11 protein-coding genes are annotated in these 14,629 nt (G+C 67.9%); 1 reads left to right on the top strand and 10 read right to left on the bottom strand.

The features are described from left to right. Positions 1-78: 78 nt before the first annotated feature. The 4 genes from prfB to WMK75_RS04070 all read right to left on the bottom strand — a co-directional run bounded on the left by prfB (position 79) and on the right by WMK75_RS04070 (position 6,243). Positions 79-1,206, bottom strand: a complete 1,128-nt coding sequence (prfB, locus tag WMK75_RS04085; RefSeq protein ID WP_347266380.1) for a peptide chain release factor 2 — start codon at positions 1,204-1,206, stop codon at positions 79-81. 78 nt (positions 1,207-1,284) lie between these two features. Next, entirely contained in the window at positions 1,285-3,822 is a 2,538-nt protein-coding gene (locus WMK75_RS04080) for a PBP1A family penicillin-binding protein (protein WP_347266379.1), read from the bottom strand. 67 nt (positions 3,823-3,889) lie between these two features. Then, the gene (locus tag WMK75_RS04075) at positions 3,890-5,110 is read right to left on the bottom strand and encodes an N-acetylmuramoyl-L-alanine amidase (RefSeq protein ID WP_347266378.1); all 1,221 of its coding nucleotides are present in this window, start codon (positions 5,108-5,110) and stop codon (positions 3,890-3,892) included. Then, positions 5,107-6,243 carry an aminotransferase class I/II-fold pyridoxal phosphate-dependent enzyme gene (locus tag WMK75_RS04070; RefSeq protein WP_347266377.1) on the bottom strand — a complete coding sequence of 379 codons (1,137 nt, stop codon included), beginning with the start codon at positions 6,241-6,243 and terminating at the stop codon, positions 5,107-5,109. Before WMK75_RS04070 ends, WMK75_RS04075 begins: the two co-directional genes overlap by 4 nt. Before the next feature lie 161 nt (positions 6,244-6,404). Here WMK75_RS04070 and WMK75_RS04065 point away from each other — a divergent pair, with 161 nt between their 5' ends. Then, entirely contained in the window at positions 6,405-7,151 is a 747-nt protein-coding gene (locus WMK75_RS04065; protein WP_347266376.1) for a DsbA family protein, read from the top strand. Positions 7,152-7,222: 71 nt separating this feature from the next. Here WMK75_RS04065 and ispG read toward each other — a convergent pair whose 3' ends face one another. The 6 genes from ispG to WMK75_RS04035 form a co-directional block, all read right to left on the bottom strand. Next, complete coding sequence (ispG, locus tag WMK75_RS04060; RefSeq protein ID WP_347266375.1) at positions 7,223-8,347, bottom strand: flavodoxin-dependent (E)-4-hydroxy-3-methylbut-2-enyl-diphosphate synthase; 1,125 nt, start codon at positions 8,345-8,347, stop codon at positions 7,223-7,225. Positions 8,348-8,445: 98 nt separating this feature from the next. Continuing rightward, on the bottom strand, positions 8,446-9,651 hold the full coding sequence (locus tag WMK75_RS04055) for a RodZ domain-containing protein (protein WP_347266374.1): 1,206 nt from the start codon (positions 9,649-9,651) through the stop codon (positions 8,446-8,448). A 106-nt stretch (positions 9,652-9,757) separates the two neighbouring features. Further along, a complete protein-coding gene (gene hemA / locus WMK75_RS04050; protein ID WP_347266373.1) occupies positions 9,758-10,987 on the bottom strand; it encodes a 5-aminolevulinate synthase in 1,230 nt (409 codons plus the stop codon). A gap of 301 nt (positions 10,988-11,288) precedes the next feature. Beyond that, the gene (locus tag WMK75_RS04045) at positions 11,289-12,059 is read right to left on the bottom strand and encodes an enoyl-CoA hydratase-related protein (protein ID WP_347266372.1); all 771 of its coding nucleotides are present in this window, start codon (positions 12,057-12,059) and stop codon (positions 11,289-11,291) included. A 63-nt stretch (positions 12,060-12,122) separates the two neighbouring features. Then, entirely contained in the window at positions 12,123-12,581 is a 459-nt protein-coding gene (locus WMK75_RS04040) for a cytochrome c-type biogenesis protein (protein ID WP_347266371.1), read from the bottom strand. Positions 12,582-12,584: 3 nt separating this feature from the next. After that, positions 12,585-14,546, bottom strand: a complete 1,962-nt coding sequence (locus WMK75_RS04035) for a heme lyase CcmF/NrfE family subunit (protein WP_347266370.1) — start codon at positions 14,544-14,546, stop codon at positions 12,585-12,587. Positions 14,547-14,629 lie beyond the last annotated feature (83 nt).

The raw sequence follows: 14,629 nt of genomic DNA, 5'->3' as shown, positions 1-14,629 counted from the left end.
GGATGCAGCGCCACCACAGCGCCCGGCGGTCATGCCGTTTTCCAGATACCCCCGCCCCCATGCCGCACCCGTGCCGCCTCAGTCCTCGGCCTGCGCCTCGGCCCGCGACTTGCCGGCCACGTCCAGCGCCAGCGTCGCCGCCATGAAGGCGTCGAGATCGCCGTCCAGCACGCCTTGCGTGTCCGAGGTCTCATGCGCGGTGCGCAGGTCCTTCACCATCTGATAGGGATGCAGAACGTATGAGCGGATCTGGTTGCCCCAGCCGGCATCGCCCTTGGCCTCGTGCTGGGCGTTGATCGCGGCGTTGCGCTTGTCCAGTTCCAGCTGGTAAAGCCGCGCCTTCAGCGCCGCCATGGCGTTGGCGCGGTTCTGGTGCTGGGATTTTTCGCTGCTGGTCACCACGATGCCGGTCGGCAGGTGGGTGATCCTGACCGCCGAATCGGTGGTGTTGACGTGCTGTCCGCCCGCCCCCGACGAGCGATAGGTGTCGATGCGGATCTCGTTGTCGGGGATGGTGATGTCGATATTGTCGTCGACCACCGGATAGACCCAGACCGAGCTGAAGGACGTGTGTCGCCGCGCCGCCGAATCATAGGGCGAGATGCGCACCAGCCGGTGCACGCCCGATTCCGACTTCAGCCAGCCATAGGCATTGGCGCCGCTGATCCTGTAGGCGGCCGAACGGATGCCGGCCTCCTCGCCCGGGGTTTCCGACAGCAGATCGACATTGTAGCCCTTCTTCTCGGCCCAGCGCACATACATGCGTGCCAGCATCGAGGCCCAGTCGGCGCTTTCCGTGCCGCCGGCGCCGGCGTTGATCTCAAGGAAGGTGTCGTTGCCGTCCGCCTCGCCGTTCAAGAGCGCCTCAAGCTCTTTTTGCGCCGCCAGTTCCGCCAGCGCCTTCAGCGAGCCTTCGGCGTCAGCGACGATCTCGGCGTCGTCCTCGGCTTCGCCCAGTTCGATCAGCTCGGCATTGTCGCGCAGTTCGCTGTCGATGCGGCGATAGGTTTCCACCGCATCCGACAGCATCTGGCGGTCGCGCATCAGCTTTTGCGCCCGCGCGGGATCGGACCAGATGTCGCCGGCCTCGATCATCGCGTTCAGTTCCTCCAGACGGTGCGGGGCGGTTTCCCAGTCCATGCGCTGGCCGAGCAGTTTCAGCGATTTGCGGATCGCCTCGATGGTGGCTTGGGTTTCGGCGCGCATGCGGCACTCACTTTCAGGTCGCGGGTTCGGATAGGGCAAGACAGATAGCGCGGGGCGCGGCGGCCCGCAAGCCGCGCCTCAGTAAAGCCCGCCCGAGGACAGGGTGCCGAAATCGGCCTTCTTGGGAATGATCTTGCGCTTGCCGGTCGAGGTGGTCACCGCCTGGCCGCTGTCGCGCTGCTCGGTGAACAGCGGCAGCGTCGCCGGATCGGCGCGGCCAAAGCCGCCGTCGATCAGGGCGATGGCGGTATTTTCCTGGCCGTCGCGGAAATATTCGGCGATCACATTGTCGCCCTTGGCATCCGGGCCAAGGATCGCCCCCGAGAAGCGGTCGATGTTGACGAAATGCCCGCCCGGCGGAACCTTGAAGGCGGTGCCGCCGAATTCCTTGACCGCCTCCTTCATGAATTCGTTGAACACCGGCACGCATAGCGTGCCGCCATAGGCGTTGCGGCCCAGGGTGCGCGGCTGGTCGTAGCCCAGATAGCAGCCGGCGACCAGGTTCGAGGTGAAGCCGATGAACCACACGTCCTTGGCGTCATTGGTGGTGCCGGTCTTGCCGGCGACCGGCACCGGCAGTTCCACCCCGCGCCCCGAGCCGCGCTTGACCACGCCCTCCAGCATCGAGGTCAGCTGATAGGCGGTGACCGCATCCATCACCCTTTCGCGGTTCGAGCGGATCTCGGGCGCCACGCCTGCGGGCAGGGTCGGCTGGTCGCAGGTCAGGCATTCGCGGCGGTCGTGGCGATAGATGGTGCGGCCGCGGCGGTCCTGCACGCGGTCGACCAGCGTGGGTTCCACCCGTTCGCCGCCATTGGCAAACATCGCATAGGCGGCGACCATCTTGAACAGCGTCGTCTCCTGAGCGCCCAGGGCATTGGCGAGGTAATGGCCCAGATGGTCATAGACGCCGAATTTTTCGGCGTATTTCGCCACCGTGTCCATGCCGATGTCCTGGGCCACGCGAATGGTCATCAGGTTGCGCGACTGCTCGATGCCGGTGCGCAGCGGCGTCGGGCCATAGAACTTGCCGCTGGCGTTCTTGGGCGTCCACAGCCCCTGCGGCGTGTTGAGCGTAATCGGCTCGTCGACGACGATCGTGGCCGGGGTGAAACCCGAATCCAGCGCCGCCGCATAGACGAAGGGCTTGAAGCTGGAGCCCGGCTGGCGCTGCGCCTGCGTGGCGCGGTTGAAGACCGAACTTTGATAGGAGAACCCGCCCTGCATGGCGATGACCCGGCCGGTGTTCACGTCCATGGCCATGAAGCCGCCCTCGATCTCGGGCACTTGGCGCAGGGTCCAGCGGATGAAGCTGCCGTCCTTGTCATCGGTCATCTGCCGCACCAGCACCACGTCGCCCACATCCAGCAGGTCGGCGGCCACCTTGGCCTTGGGCGCCAGATTGCCGTCAGCCAGGCGCTTTCGCGCCCATTGCACGTCCTTGGCGGGGATGGTGGCGCTGTCCTTCTGACCCTCGATGCCGATGGTGGCGTCGCTTTCGCCCAGCGACAGCACCACGGCCGGATACCAGCCGGGAATGTCGCGCGGCACCGGCGCCGCGGCCAGGGCGGCGCGCCAGTCGGCATCGGCGGCCAGCTTTTCGGCCGGGATGCTCTGGCGGGTGCCGCGCCAGATGCCGCGGCCGCGGTCATATTGCTCCAGCGCGCGTTGCAGGGCACGCGCCGCGATCTGCTGCAACTGCGGCGAGACCGTGGCCCGGATCGCCAGCCCGCCGCCAAAGAACTCCTCCTCGCCGAACTGCGCCGAAAGCTGGCGGCGGATCTCGTCGGTGAAATAGTCGCGCGGCGGCAGTTGCTGCTGGAATCCGGGGAAGTCGCCGTTCTGCACCGAGCGCAGCGGCAACTGCGCCTCCGCCTCATAGGTGGCCTGGTCGATGAAGCCGTTCTGCCACATCTCGCGCAGGACATAGTTGCGCCGCTCGGTCACGCGCTCACGCGCGCGCACCGGATGATAGCGGCCCGGCGCCTGCGGCATGGCGGCCAGCGTCGCCGCCTCATGCGGGGCAAGCTCGGTCAGGGGCTTGTTGAAATAGGTCTGCGCCGCGGCGGCGACGCCAAAGCTGTTCTGGCCAAGGAAGATCTCGTTCAGGTAAAGCTCAAGGATCTGGTCCTTGCTCAGCGTCTGTTCCAGCCGGGTGGCCAGGATCAGCTCCTTGATCTTGCGCTCGACGCTGCGATCCGAGCTGAGCAGGAAGTTCTTCATCACCTGCTGCGTGATGGTCGAGGCGCCGCGCACGTTCTCGCCCCGGGTCTTTACCGCCTGCACCAGGGCACCGATCATGCCGCGCGGGTCGAAACCGTGGTGGTGGTAGAAATTCTTGTCCTCGGCGCTGATGAAGGCCTCGCGCACCAGGGGCGGGATCTCGTCGATGGGGACGAAGATGCGGCGCTCCTCGGCGAATTCGTCGATCAGGCGGCCCTCGCCGGAATAGATGCGGCTGATGGTCTTGGGGGCGTATTTCGCCAGCTGCTCATGGCTGGGCAGGTCGCGCGAATACATCCAGAAAACCGCGCCCAGGGTCAGGGCGGCAAAGACCAGGGCGGTCACGATCCAGGAAAAGAACGCGCCGATAAAGGACAGGACGAAGCGCAGCAAGGGGGCCTCTGGGACAGTTCGCGGTTTCTATAGACAGCCAGGCGCGGCGCGTCAAAACAACCTTGCGCTATTTGCGCGCCAGCGAGGCGCGCACGACATCGTCCTCGGCCCAGGCACCGACGGCGCGGGTGATCGCCAGCGCCGTGCGACGCCGCCATTCCGGGTCGAACAGATTGGCGCGGTCGCCGGCGTCGGTCAGAAAGCCCAGCTCGACCAGCACCGAGGGAATGTCGGGCGATTTCAGCACCGAAAACGCCGCGCCCCGCACCGGGCGGCTGTGCATGACGATGCCGGCGCGGTTCAGTTCCGAGACCGCGAACTTGGCGAATGCCTCGGAGCGCGGCTGCGTCTCGGTGCGCGCCAGGTCCATCAGCGCCCCCGCCACCTGATTGTCGGTGCCGGCAAGGTCGAGCCCCGCCAGCAGGTCGTCGCGGTCGTGGCGCGCCGCCAGTTCGCGCGTGGCGCGGTCGTCGGCATGCGGGTTCCAGACATGGATCGACAGCCCCGCCGCCCCGCCCGCGGGCAGCGCGTCGGCATGCAGCGAGATGAACAGGTCGGCCCCGCCACTGCGCGCCAGCGTCATGCGCCGCTCGAGCGGGATGAAGCTGTCGTCGTCGCGGGTCAGCACCACCTCATGGCCGGCGCGGGTCAGTTCCTCGGCCAGTTCGCGGGCAAAGCCGCGCATCACCGCCGCCTCGCTGATCGCCCCGACCAGCGCGCCGGGGTCGTGGCCGCCATGGCCGGGGTCCAGCGCCACGCGCAGCGCCCGCCCGCCCTGGCGCCGCTGCGGCGCCGGCGCCAGCGCCTCGGGCCGGGGCAGGTCGCGCAGCGCTGCCAGCGCATCGCCGCGGGTGACAAAACCCTCGGCACCGGTCGGCTCGATGCGCAGCGCCAGCAGCGCGCCCGCGTCCCCGCGCGTCTGCTCGGCCGAGACCAGCGCATAGGGACCGGGCAGTTCCATCACCAGCCGCGACCAGCCGGGGCGGAACCGTCCCCAGCGCAGCGCCGGCACCAGGTCGCGCCCGGCCAGCGCCGCATGCGCGCTGTCGGCCAGTTCCAGCCCGCGGAAATCCACCACCAGCCGCGGCGGCTCGGCAAGGAAATACACGCGGTAAGGCACCGCCCGGCCCAGCGCCAGCCGCAGTTCCAGCGGCCGCGGCCTGCCGCGGTCGCGCCCCTCGGCCAGCAGCACCGATTGCGTCAGGTCCAGCTGCGCCGGCAGCGCATCCTGCTGCGCCCGCGCCGGCGCGGCGAAAAGCAGCAGCACCAGCGCGCAGAGCCGGATCATCGCGCCGCCATGAAGGCCGCCAGCCGCTCAAGCCCCTCGGCAATGTCGGCGCTGGAACGGGCATAGCTGAAACGCAGCGTCCGCGCCCCGCGCCGCGGATCGAAATCCAGCCCCGGCGTCACGGCGACACCCGCCTTTTCAAGGATCTCGGCGCAGAACTTCAAGCTGTCATCCGTCAGGTCCGACACATCGGCATAGATGTAGAAGGCCCCCTCGGGTGGCGCGATGCGGTGAAAGCCGATCTGCGGCAGACGCTCCAGCATCAGCTTGCGGTTCTGCGCATAGACGGCAAGGTTGGCATCGGCCTCGGCAGAACAGTCCAGCGCCGCCAGCGCCGCCACCTGGCTGGCATGGGGCGGACAGATGAACATGTTCTGGGCGATGCGCTCGACGGTGCGGATCTGGTCCTCGGGGACCACCATCCAGCCGATGCGCCAGCCGGTCATGCTGAAATACTTGGAAAAGCTGTTGATCACGAAAACCTCGTCCGTGACCTCGAGCGCCGAGTGAAAGCCCGCGCCATAATCGAGCCCGTGATAGATCTCGTCCGAGATCAGGTTGACGCGCAGTTCCGCCGCGCGCGCGCTCAGCGCCGCCAGTTCGTCCCGCCGCAGCACCGTGCCCGAAGGGTTGCCGGGCGAGGCAAGGATCAGCCCCTGCACGTCGGCGGGAATATCCGCAGGGCGCGGCTGATAGCGGTCCTCGATCCGGGTCTGGATGCCGACGGGCTCCAGCGACATGGCGCGCAGGATCTGGCGATAGCTCGGGTAGCCCGGCTCACCCAGGGCGACGCGATCACCGGCGTCGAACAGCGCCGAAAAGGCCAGCAGGAAGGCCCCCGAGGAACCCGGCGTCACCACCACCCGCGCCGGGTCCAGATCGACGCCATACCAGCGCCGGTAAAGCCCGGCGATGCCCCGGCGCAACTCGGGCAGGCCCAGCGCCACCGTATAGCCCAGCGGCTGGTCCAGTGCCGCGGCCAGCGCCCGGCGCGCACCCTCGGGCGCCGGCGTCGAGGGCTGGCCCACCTCCATGTGGATGATGTGGCGCCCGGCGGCCTCGGCGCGCCGCGCCGCCTCCATCACATCCATGACGATGAACGGATCGACCTGACCGCGGCGGGATTGTCTCATGTCTGCCTCGCTGAATTTCCTGCGGGTATCACAACTGCACCAGCCGCGGTCAAGCTGTCGCGGTCGGGCTTTCGCGGTCAAGCCCGCGTGATCCCCGGACGCGCCGCTTGCAAGATCGGCGCCGAATGGCCAAGTTCCGCCGCAACATGAGAGGACATCAGATGAAAGCCCTGCTGAGTGCCGCGCTGCTTGCGGCGACCGCCCTGCCCGCCCTTGCCTTTGACCCGGCCAGGATGAGCGAGGCCGAGAAGGCCGCCTTCGGCGAGGCGGTGCGCGACTATCTGATGGCCAATCCCGAGGTCCTGGTCGAGTCGATCAACGTGCTCGAGGCCCGTCGCGCCGCCGACGAGGTCCAGAACGACAAGACGCTGGTCGAGACGAACCGTGACGCGATCTTCAAGGACGGGCACAGCTGGATCGGCGGCAACCCCGAGGGCGATGTGACGCTGGTCGAGTTCATCGACTATCGCTGCAGCTTCTGCAAGCGCGTCCATCCCGACCTGGAGAAGCTGATCGCCGCCGATGGCAATATCCGCTGGATCCTCAAGGAATTCCCGATCCTGACCCAGGAAAGCGACATGGCGGCGCGTTTCGCCGTGGCCGTGCAGCAAGAGGCCGGGCCCGAGGCCTACAAGAAGGCGCATGACGCGCTGATGGAATCGCGCGGACCGGTCAATCTGGAAAGCCTGAGCAAGCTTGCGGGCGATCTGGGCGTGGACGGGCCGGCGGTGCTGAAGCGGATGAACACCGAAGAGGTTTCTGAGGTAATCCGCAAGAACCACCAGCTGGCCGAGCGCATGCGCATCATGGGCACGCCCACCTTCATCATCGAGGGCGAGATGGTTCGCGGCGTGCCGGCCGACGGGCTGGAGGACACCATCGCGCGCGCACGCGCGGCCAAGGGCTGAGCCAGCACCGGTCGCCGCGCCTGCGGCACGGCGGTCGGGGCATCTGGAAAACGGAAAGCGGCGCGCGGTGCCTACTCGGCGGCGTCGGCGGCTTTCGCCTCGATCTCGGCGGCACGCCTCTCCACCAGTTCCACGATGTGATCGACCATCTGCGCATTGGTCATCTTGTGGTCGGGCTTGCCGCCGACATAGACCATGCCCGCGCCGGCACCGCCGCCGGTAAAGCCGATGTCGGTCATCAGCGCCTCGCCCGGGCCGTTCACCACGCAACCGATGATCGACAGGCTGAGCGGCGTCTTGATGTGTTCAAGCCGCTTTTCCAGGATCTCGACGGTCCTGATCACGTCGAAACCCTGGCGCGCACAGCTGGGACAGGAGATGATCTGCACGCCGCGCGTGCGCAGGCCCAGCGATTTCAGGATCTCGAAGCCGACGCGCACCTCCTCGACCAGATCGGCCGAGAGGCTGACGCGGATCGTGTCGCCAATGCCCATCCACAGCAGATTGCCAAGCCCGATGGCGGATTTGACCGTGCCGGCGATCATCCCGCCCGCCTCGGTGATCCCGAGGTGGATCGGCGCGTCGGTCGCCTCGGCCAGTTGCTGATAGGCGGCGGCGGCCATGAACACGTCCGACGCCTTCACGCTGATCTTGAACTCGTGAAAATCGTTGTCCTGCAGGATCCTGATGTGGTCGAGGCCGGATTCGACCATCGCATCCGGGCAGGGTTCGCCGTATTTTTCCAGCAGATGCTTTTCCAGGCTGCCGGCATTGACGCCGATGCGCATCGAGCAGCCGTGGTCACGGGCGGCGCGGATCACCTCGCGCACGCGGGCGGCGTCGCCGATATTGCCCGGGTTGATGCGCAGGCAGGCGGCGCCGGCCTCGGCCGCCTCGATGGCGCGCCTGTAGTGGAAATGAATGTCGGCGACGATCGGCACCGGGCTTTCGCGGCAGATCTCGCGCAGGGCGCGGGTCGATGCCTCGTCCGGGGTCGAGACGCGCACGATGTCGGCCCCGGCCTCGGCGGCGCGGATCACCTGGTCCAGCGTCGCGATGACATCGCTGGTGTCGGTATTGGTCATGGTCTGGACGCTGATCGGCGCATCCCCGCCGACCGGCACCGATCCCACCATGATCTGGCGCGACTTGCGCCTGTCGATATTGCGCCAGGGGCGGATCGGATTGTGTGTCATGGGCTGGGCCTTTTCCTGCGCGGATCGGTATCAGCGCCACAGATAGGCCGATGCAGTCCGGCGGACAAGCCACAGCCGCGCGAGGCCGGCAGCCGGGGTCAGTCCTGCGCCGGCACCGCCTCGGGGCTGGCAGAGGAGGCAAGGGCCACCATCTGGGCCAGTTCCGGGTCCTTGCCGGGATCGGCGAGGGCCAGGTTCGAGGTCAGCGCCGTCTGCGAGAGTTCGAGATTGCGCACCACCTTGGCGCCCGGCGCCGCCGGCCCGTAGGTGCGGCCGTTCACCGCGAAATAGATCGCGCCCGAATTGCCGGCGCGCAGGACCGGCGCCGCCTCGAGCTTGGGCAGGGCAAAGCGTTCGCCCGCATCCATGGTCTTTTCCAGCAGCACCGTGCCGTCGGCCGAGGTCACCCGCACCCAGGCGGGGCGCGCGGCAAGGATCTCGATCTCGGCGGCGTCGGGGGCGACGGTGCGCACCGCGGCCTGGCTGGCCGGCATCTCGGGGCCGAATGCCTGTCCGGACAGGGCATTGCCGCGGTCGGCGGGCGCGGTGCTTGCCGCCCCCAGCCCCGGATCGATGGCGGCGATCGGCCCGTCACGCGCCACCAGCACCGGCACCGACAGCGCCTGCGGCCGGTAGGTCCGGTCAAGCCCCTCGGGGCGCGGCAGGTTGACCTCGGCGGTATCGACGGTTTCGGGCTGCGCCGCGTCCTGCACCGGGTCGAGCGTGGCAATGACGCCGGGCGCATAATCGCCGGGCGTCAGATTGACCTTCTGCACCTCTTGCAGCACCGCCCAGCCGCCATAGCCCAGCCCGCAGGCCAGGGCCAGCATCACCAGAAGCGAGCCGACGGCCCCCGGCTCGACCGAGGACCAGAGGCTTTCGGGCCTGGGCAGGAAGATCGGATGCGGATCCGTCAAGGTCCCGGTCGCATCCGGGGACCGGCGCTGCGGCCCGGGGGCGGCGGCGCCCGCCACCATCCCATGCGGCGGCTGGAACCCGGATTCCTGGCAGAAGCGGTGAAAGGTCCAGTCGGCATCAAGCCGCAGATAGCGGGCATAGGAACGCACATAGCCGGCGACGAAGCTGGGTGCGTCAAAGGCCGAGAGGTCGCAATTCTCGATCGCGGCGATATAGGCGGCGCGGATGCGCAACTCGCGCTGCACGTCCAGCAGCGACTTGCCCAAAGTCGCCCGTTCACCCCGCATCAGATCGCCAAGGCGGATGTCTGGATCGTCAAATCCCTGCGGTTGCGCCGCAGTTTCATGCTGACCATGAATCAGGGGTTCCCCCCTCAGCCCGATCATTGCGCCTGCCCCATTTTCTTTGCCAGCTCCCCCGAATCGGGAGGATCTCACAAGTTGATTAAGGCAAGCTTATCACGGGCACGAGAGGTGATCACGCGCATTCCTGTCAGGCGACCGAAACGCAGCGTCCCAGCTTGCACTGCGACCAAAGCCTGTCCATGGCGCGCACCAGATGGTCGATCTGCCGGGCGTCATGCACCGGCGAGGGGGTAAAGCGCAGGCGCTCGGTGCCGCGCGGCACGGTCGGGAAGTTGATCGGCTGCACATAGATGCCGAATTCCGCCAGCAGCATGTCCGACAGCGCCTTGCAATGCACGGGATGGCCGACATGGACCGGCACGATATGGCTGCCGTGATCCATGATCGGCATGCCAAGGCCGCGCAGCCGCATCTTCAGGATGCGGGCGTGCAGCTGCTGCCTGTCGCGCAGGATCTGCCCCTCGGCGGTCTTGAGGAATGCGATCGAGGCCGCCGCACCTGCCGCCACCGCCGGCGGGATCGAGGTGGTGAAGATGAAGCCCGGCGCATAGGAGCGGATCGCATCCACCATCCGGGCCGAGGCCGCGATATAGCCGCCAAAGACGCCAAAAGCCTTGCCCAGCGTGCCGTTGAAGATGTCGATGCGCCCCGCAAGCCCGTCGCGCTCGGCCACGCCGCCGCCGCGGGGGCCATACATGCCGACCGCATGGACCTCGTCGAGATAGGTCAGCGCGTTGAATTCCTCCGCCAGATCGCAGATCGCCGCAAGCGGGCCGAAATCGCCGTCCATGGAATAGATCGATTCGAAGGCGATCAGCTTGGGCGCCGCGGGGTCGTCGGCAGCCAGCAATTCGCGCAGATGCGCCACATCATTGTGGCGGAAGATGCGTTTGGCGCCGTCGAAACGCTTGATCCCCTCGATCATCGAGGCGTGGTTCAGCGCGTCGGAATAGATGATCAGCCCCGGAAACAGCTTGCGCAGCGTCGAAAGCGTCGCGTCATTGGCGATATAGGCGCTGGAAAAGACCAGCGCGGCCTCCTTGCCGTGCAGGTCGGCCAGTTCGGCCTCAAGCCGCTTGTGATAGACCGTGGTGCCCGAGATGTTGCGTGTGCCGCCCGAACCGGCGCCGGTCGCGTCCAGCGCCTCATGCATGGCGGCCAGCACCGCCGGATGCTGGCCCATGCCCAGATAGTCGTTGCCGCACCAGACGGTGATCTCGGATTCGCTGCCGTCGGGACGCACCCAGACCGCCTGCGGATAGGCGCCCTTGCGCCGCTCGATATCGATGAAGGTCCGGTAGCGGCCCTCCTCGTGCAGCTTTTCGATGGCGTGATCGAGGGCGGCTGAATAGTCCATCTCGCGTCCCTTGCCTTGCTAGAACTTGCTCGCTTGGGGGATCATGGCCTGATCCCGCGGGTGAGAACTTGATAAGTATCAAAGTCAGGAAAATATAGGGCAAAAATGCCGCATGGCCAGCGCCAAAACCGTCCCTTATCCTGAGGAAAACGCTGCGAATTGGCTGCGCCGACAGCCGGCAGCGCGAAAAAGCCTGCCCCGGACAGGACTTCCGCCCGGTGGCAGCCGCAGTCCCGCCCGGCAGCGGCGGCATTATCAAGATAACGCGAATGCAGCATCTGCGCGCCGGGGCGGGTCGCGCCTAGCGCCCCAGGAAGCGCGGCGCGCGCTTTTGCAGGAATGCGCTGACGCCCTCGCGGAAATCGGCGGTGCGCGCCATCTCGCCCTGCAGGCGCGCCTCAAGCCGCAGTTGCGCCGCCATGTCATTGCCGCCCGAGGCGCGCAGCAGCGCGCGGATCGCCATGAAGGCCGCGGTCGGCCCCTCGGCCAGTGCCCGGGCGCGGGCGGCAACCACGGATTCGAACTCGTGGTCGGGCACCGCCTCCCAGATCAGGCCCCAGTCGGCGGCCTGGCCGGCCGGGATGCGGTCGGCAAACAGCATCATGCCCATGGCGCGCGCCACACCGACCGCCCGCGGCACGATGAAACTGCCGCCCGCATCCGGCACCAGGCCGATGCGGCTGAAGGCCTGCACGAAGCTTGCGCTTTCGGCAGCGATGACCACATCGGCGGCCAGCGCCAGATTGGCCCCGGCCCCGGCGGCGATGCCGTTCACCGCCGCGATCACCGGCACCGGCGCCTCGCTGATTGCGGCCAGCATCGGCTCATATTCCTCGCGCAGGATGCGCTCGACATCGAAACCGGCAGCGGCATCGCCCAGATCCTGGCCCGAGCAAAAGGCGCGGCCATGCCCGGTCAGCAGGATGCAGCGCGTGTCCGCCGGCAGATCGCGCAGCGCCGTGACGATCTCGGCGCGCATGCGGCGGTCCAGCGCGTTCATCACCTCGGGCCGGTTCAGAGCCAGCCGGGTGATGCCGCGGTGATGCGTCAGTTCGATGGTCTGCCAGTTCATTCCCGCCCCCCGTTTCGACCATCCTGCCGAAGCGCCTGCGGGCGTGAAACCCCGGACCCTGCGTCAGTCGCGCATGATCCGCTCGAGCCGGGCCTTCTCGTCCTCGCTCAGCGCCGGCGCGGGTGCCGCCTCGTCGGCGGCGCCGCGCCCGCGCACAAAGCGCCAGCCCAGCACCAGCCCCAGCAGCAGCATTGCCGGCCCGGCCAGATACAGCAGCCAGTTGACCCCGCGCGCCGGCGGCTCGAACAGGACATATTCGCCGAAACGGTCGGTGACCGCCTGCACCGCCTCGCGGTCGCTGTCGCCAGCGACCAGCCGCTCGCGCAGGTAAAGCCGCAGATCGCGGCTGATCGGCGCATTCGATTCGTCGATGCTTTCACCCTGGCAGACCGGGCAGCGCAGCCCCTTGGAGATCTCGCGCGCCCGCGCCTCCAGCGCGGGGTCGGGCAGGACCTCGTCGGGCTGCACCGCCAGCACCGGCAGGGCCATCAGCAGCGACAGGCACAGCAGCAGGACCCGCATGGGCTATTCCGCCGGCTGCATGGCGGCGCGCGGCCGATGCGCCCCGGCCGCGACGCGGTAACGGCGGTCCGACAGGCTGATGCAGCCCCCCAGCGCCATCAGCGCCGCGCCCAGCCAGATCCAACTGGCGAAGGGCTTGATATAGCTGCGCACCGCCCAGCCGCCGCCATCCTGCCGGTCGCCGATCACCAGATAGAGGTCGCGGAACATCCCGTTCTGGATCGCCGCCTCGGTCGTGGGCATGGCCTGCACGGGATAGACGCGCTTTTCGGGATGCAGCAGGGCGACCTCGCGGCCGTTGCGGCTGACGCGCATGGTGGCGACGGTCGAATCGTAGTTCGGACCCGGCCGCTCCTCGATCCCCTCCAGGGTGATCTCATAGCCGGCGACGACAAAGCTTTCGCCCAGCCGCGCCACGCGGATGTCCTCGACCGACCAGGCCATGAGCAGGCTGACGCCGATGAAGGTGACGCCCAGCCCGGCATGGGCGACCGCCTTGCCCCAGTCGGCGCGCGGCAGGCGGCGCAGGCGCGACAGGCCGGAATTGCCGGTGCGCAGCCACAGGTCCACCGCCGCCCCGGCCACCAGCCAGCTGCCCAGCCCGGCGCCGATCACCGCCAGCGCCGAATGCCCGGTCGAGACGGCAAAGACCAGCGCCATCACCGCCACGCTCAGCATCAGGGCGCCGCGCAGCGAGTGGAACGCCCGGCCCAGCCGGCCGCGCTTCCACGGCAGGATCGCGCCCAGCGGCAGGATGATCGCCAGCGCCACCATGAAGGGGGTGAAGGCCTGTTCAAAGAACGGCGCCCCGACCGAGAGCTTGCGGTCCCACAGCATCTCGGCCACCAGCGGCCAGACCGTGCCGATGAAGACCACGAAGGCCGAGACCGCCAGCAGGATGTTGTTGAGCACCAGCGCCCCCTCGCGCGAGACGGGGGCAAAGACGCCCTTGGCCTGCATCGAGGCGGCACGCAAGGCAAACAGCGCCAGCGCCCCCCCGACAAAGACCGCAAGGATGCCCAGGATGAACACGCCGCGCGCCGGATCGCTGGCAAAGCTGTGCACCGAGGTGATCACCCCCGAGCGCACGATGAAGGTGCCGATCAGCGAGAATCCGAAGGCCAGGATGGCCAGCAGGATGGTCCAGCTCTTCAGCACCTCGCGCTTTTCCACCACGATGGCGGAATGCAGCAGCGCCGCGGCGATCAGCCAGGGCATGAAGCTGGCGTTCTCGACCGGGTCCCAGAACCAGAAGCCGCCCCAGCCCAATTCATAATAGGCCCACCACGAGCCGATGGCGATGCCGATGGTCAGAAACACCCAGGCCGCCAGCGTCCAGGGCCTGACCCAGCGCGCCCAGGCGGCATCGACCCGGCCCTCGATCAGGGCGGCGACGGCAAAGCTGAAGGCCATCGAAAGCCCGACATAGCCCAGATACAGGAACGGCGGGTGAAAGGCGAGGCCGGGGTCCTGCAGCAGCGGGTTCAGGTCGCGGCCGTTGAAGGGCGGGTTCGCCATGCGCAGGAACGGGTTCGAGGTGAACAGGATGAAGCCCAGGAAGGTCGCGCCGATCGCCGCCTGCACCCCCAGCACCCGCGCCCGCAGCCGCGGCGGCAGATTGGCGTCGAATGTGGCCGCGGCCGCTCCGAACAGCGCCAGGATCAGCACCCACAGCAGCATCGAGCCCTCGTGGTTGCCCCAGACGCCGGTGATCTTGTAAAGCATGGGCTTGGCGGTATGCGAATTCTCATAGACCAGCGCCACCGAGAAGTCCGAGGTGACGAAGGCCGCGGTCAGCGCGGCGAATGACATGGCGATCAGCCCGAACTGCGCCACCGCCGCCGGGCGCGCCGCATCGATCCAGCCGCTCCAGCCCTTGTGGGCGCCGATCATCGGCACCACCGACTGGAAAAGCGCCACGACAAAGGCGAGGATCAGGGCGAAATGGCCGAGTTCGGCGATCATGGACGTGCTCCGGCTGGCTGGCGCCGAAGGATAGCGCCGGCGCGGGCGGCAGACCAGCCCCCCGCGCCTGCCAGGTTGTCACA

Source organism: Paracoccus sp. (in: a-proteobacteria), assembly GCF_039808215.1.
GTDB lineage: Bacteria > Pseudomonadota > Alphaproteobacteria > Rhodobacterales > Rhodobacteraceae > Paracoccus.
Note: the sequence above shows the minus strand (reverse complement) of the source record. Positions and strands in the feature narration are given on the sequence as shown.

Bases quoted from the DNA above. Each gene is read 5' to 3' on its own strand.
- prfB (WP_347266380.1), bottom strand. From the start codon at position 1,206: ATGCGCGCCGAAACCCAAGCCACCATCGAGGCGATCCGCAAATCGCTG.
- WMK75_RS04075 (WP_347266378.1), bottom strand. From the start codon at position 5,110: ATGATCCGGCTCTGCGCGCTGGTGCTGCTGCTTTTCGCCGCGCCGGCG.
- WMK75_RS04070 (WP_347266377.1), bottom strand. From the start codon at position 6,243: ATGAGACAATCCCGCCGCGGTCAGGTCGATCCGTTCATCGTCATGGAT.
- WMK75_RS04065 (WP_347266376.1), top strand. From the start codon at position 6,405: ATGAAAGCCCTGCTGAGTGCCGCGCTGCTTGCGGCGACCGCCCTGCCC.
- ispG (WP_347266375.1), bottom strand. From the start codon at position 8,347: ATGACACACAATCCGATCCGCCCCTGGCGCAATATCGACAGGCGCAAG.
- WMK75_RS04055 (WP_347266374.1), bottom strand. From the start codon at position 9,651: ATGATCGGGCTGAGGGGGGAACCCCTGATTCATGGTCAGCATGAAACT.
- hemA (WP_347266373.1), bottom strand. From the start codon at position 10,987: ATGGACTATTCAGCCGCCCTCGATCACGCCATCGAAAAGCTGCACGAG.
- WMK75_RS04045 (WP_347266372.1), bottom strand. From the start codon at position 12,059: ATGAACTGGCAGACCATCGAACTGACGCATCACCGCGGCATCACCCGG.
- WMK75_RS04040 (WP_347266371.1), bottom strand. From the start codon at position 12,581: ATGCGGGTCCTGCTGCTGTGCCTGTCGCTGCTGATGGCCCTGCCGGTG.
- WMK75_RS04035 (WP_347266370.1), bottom strand. From the start codon at position 14,546: ATGATCGCCGAACTCGGCCATTTCGCCCTGATCCTCGCCTTTGTCGTG.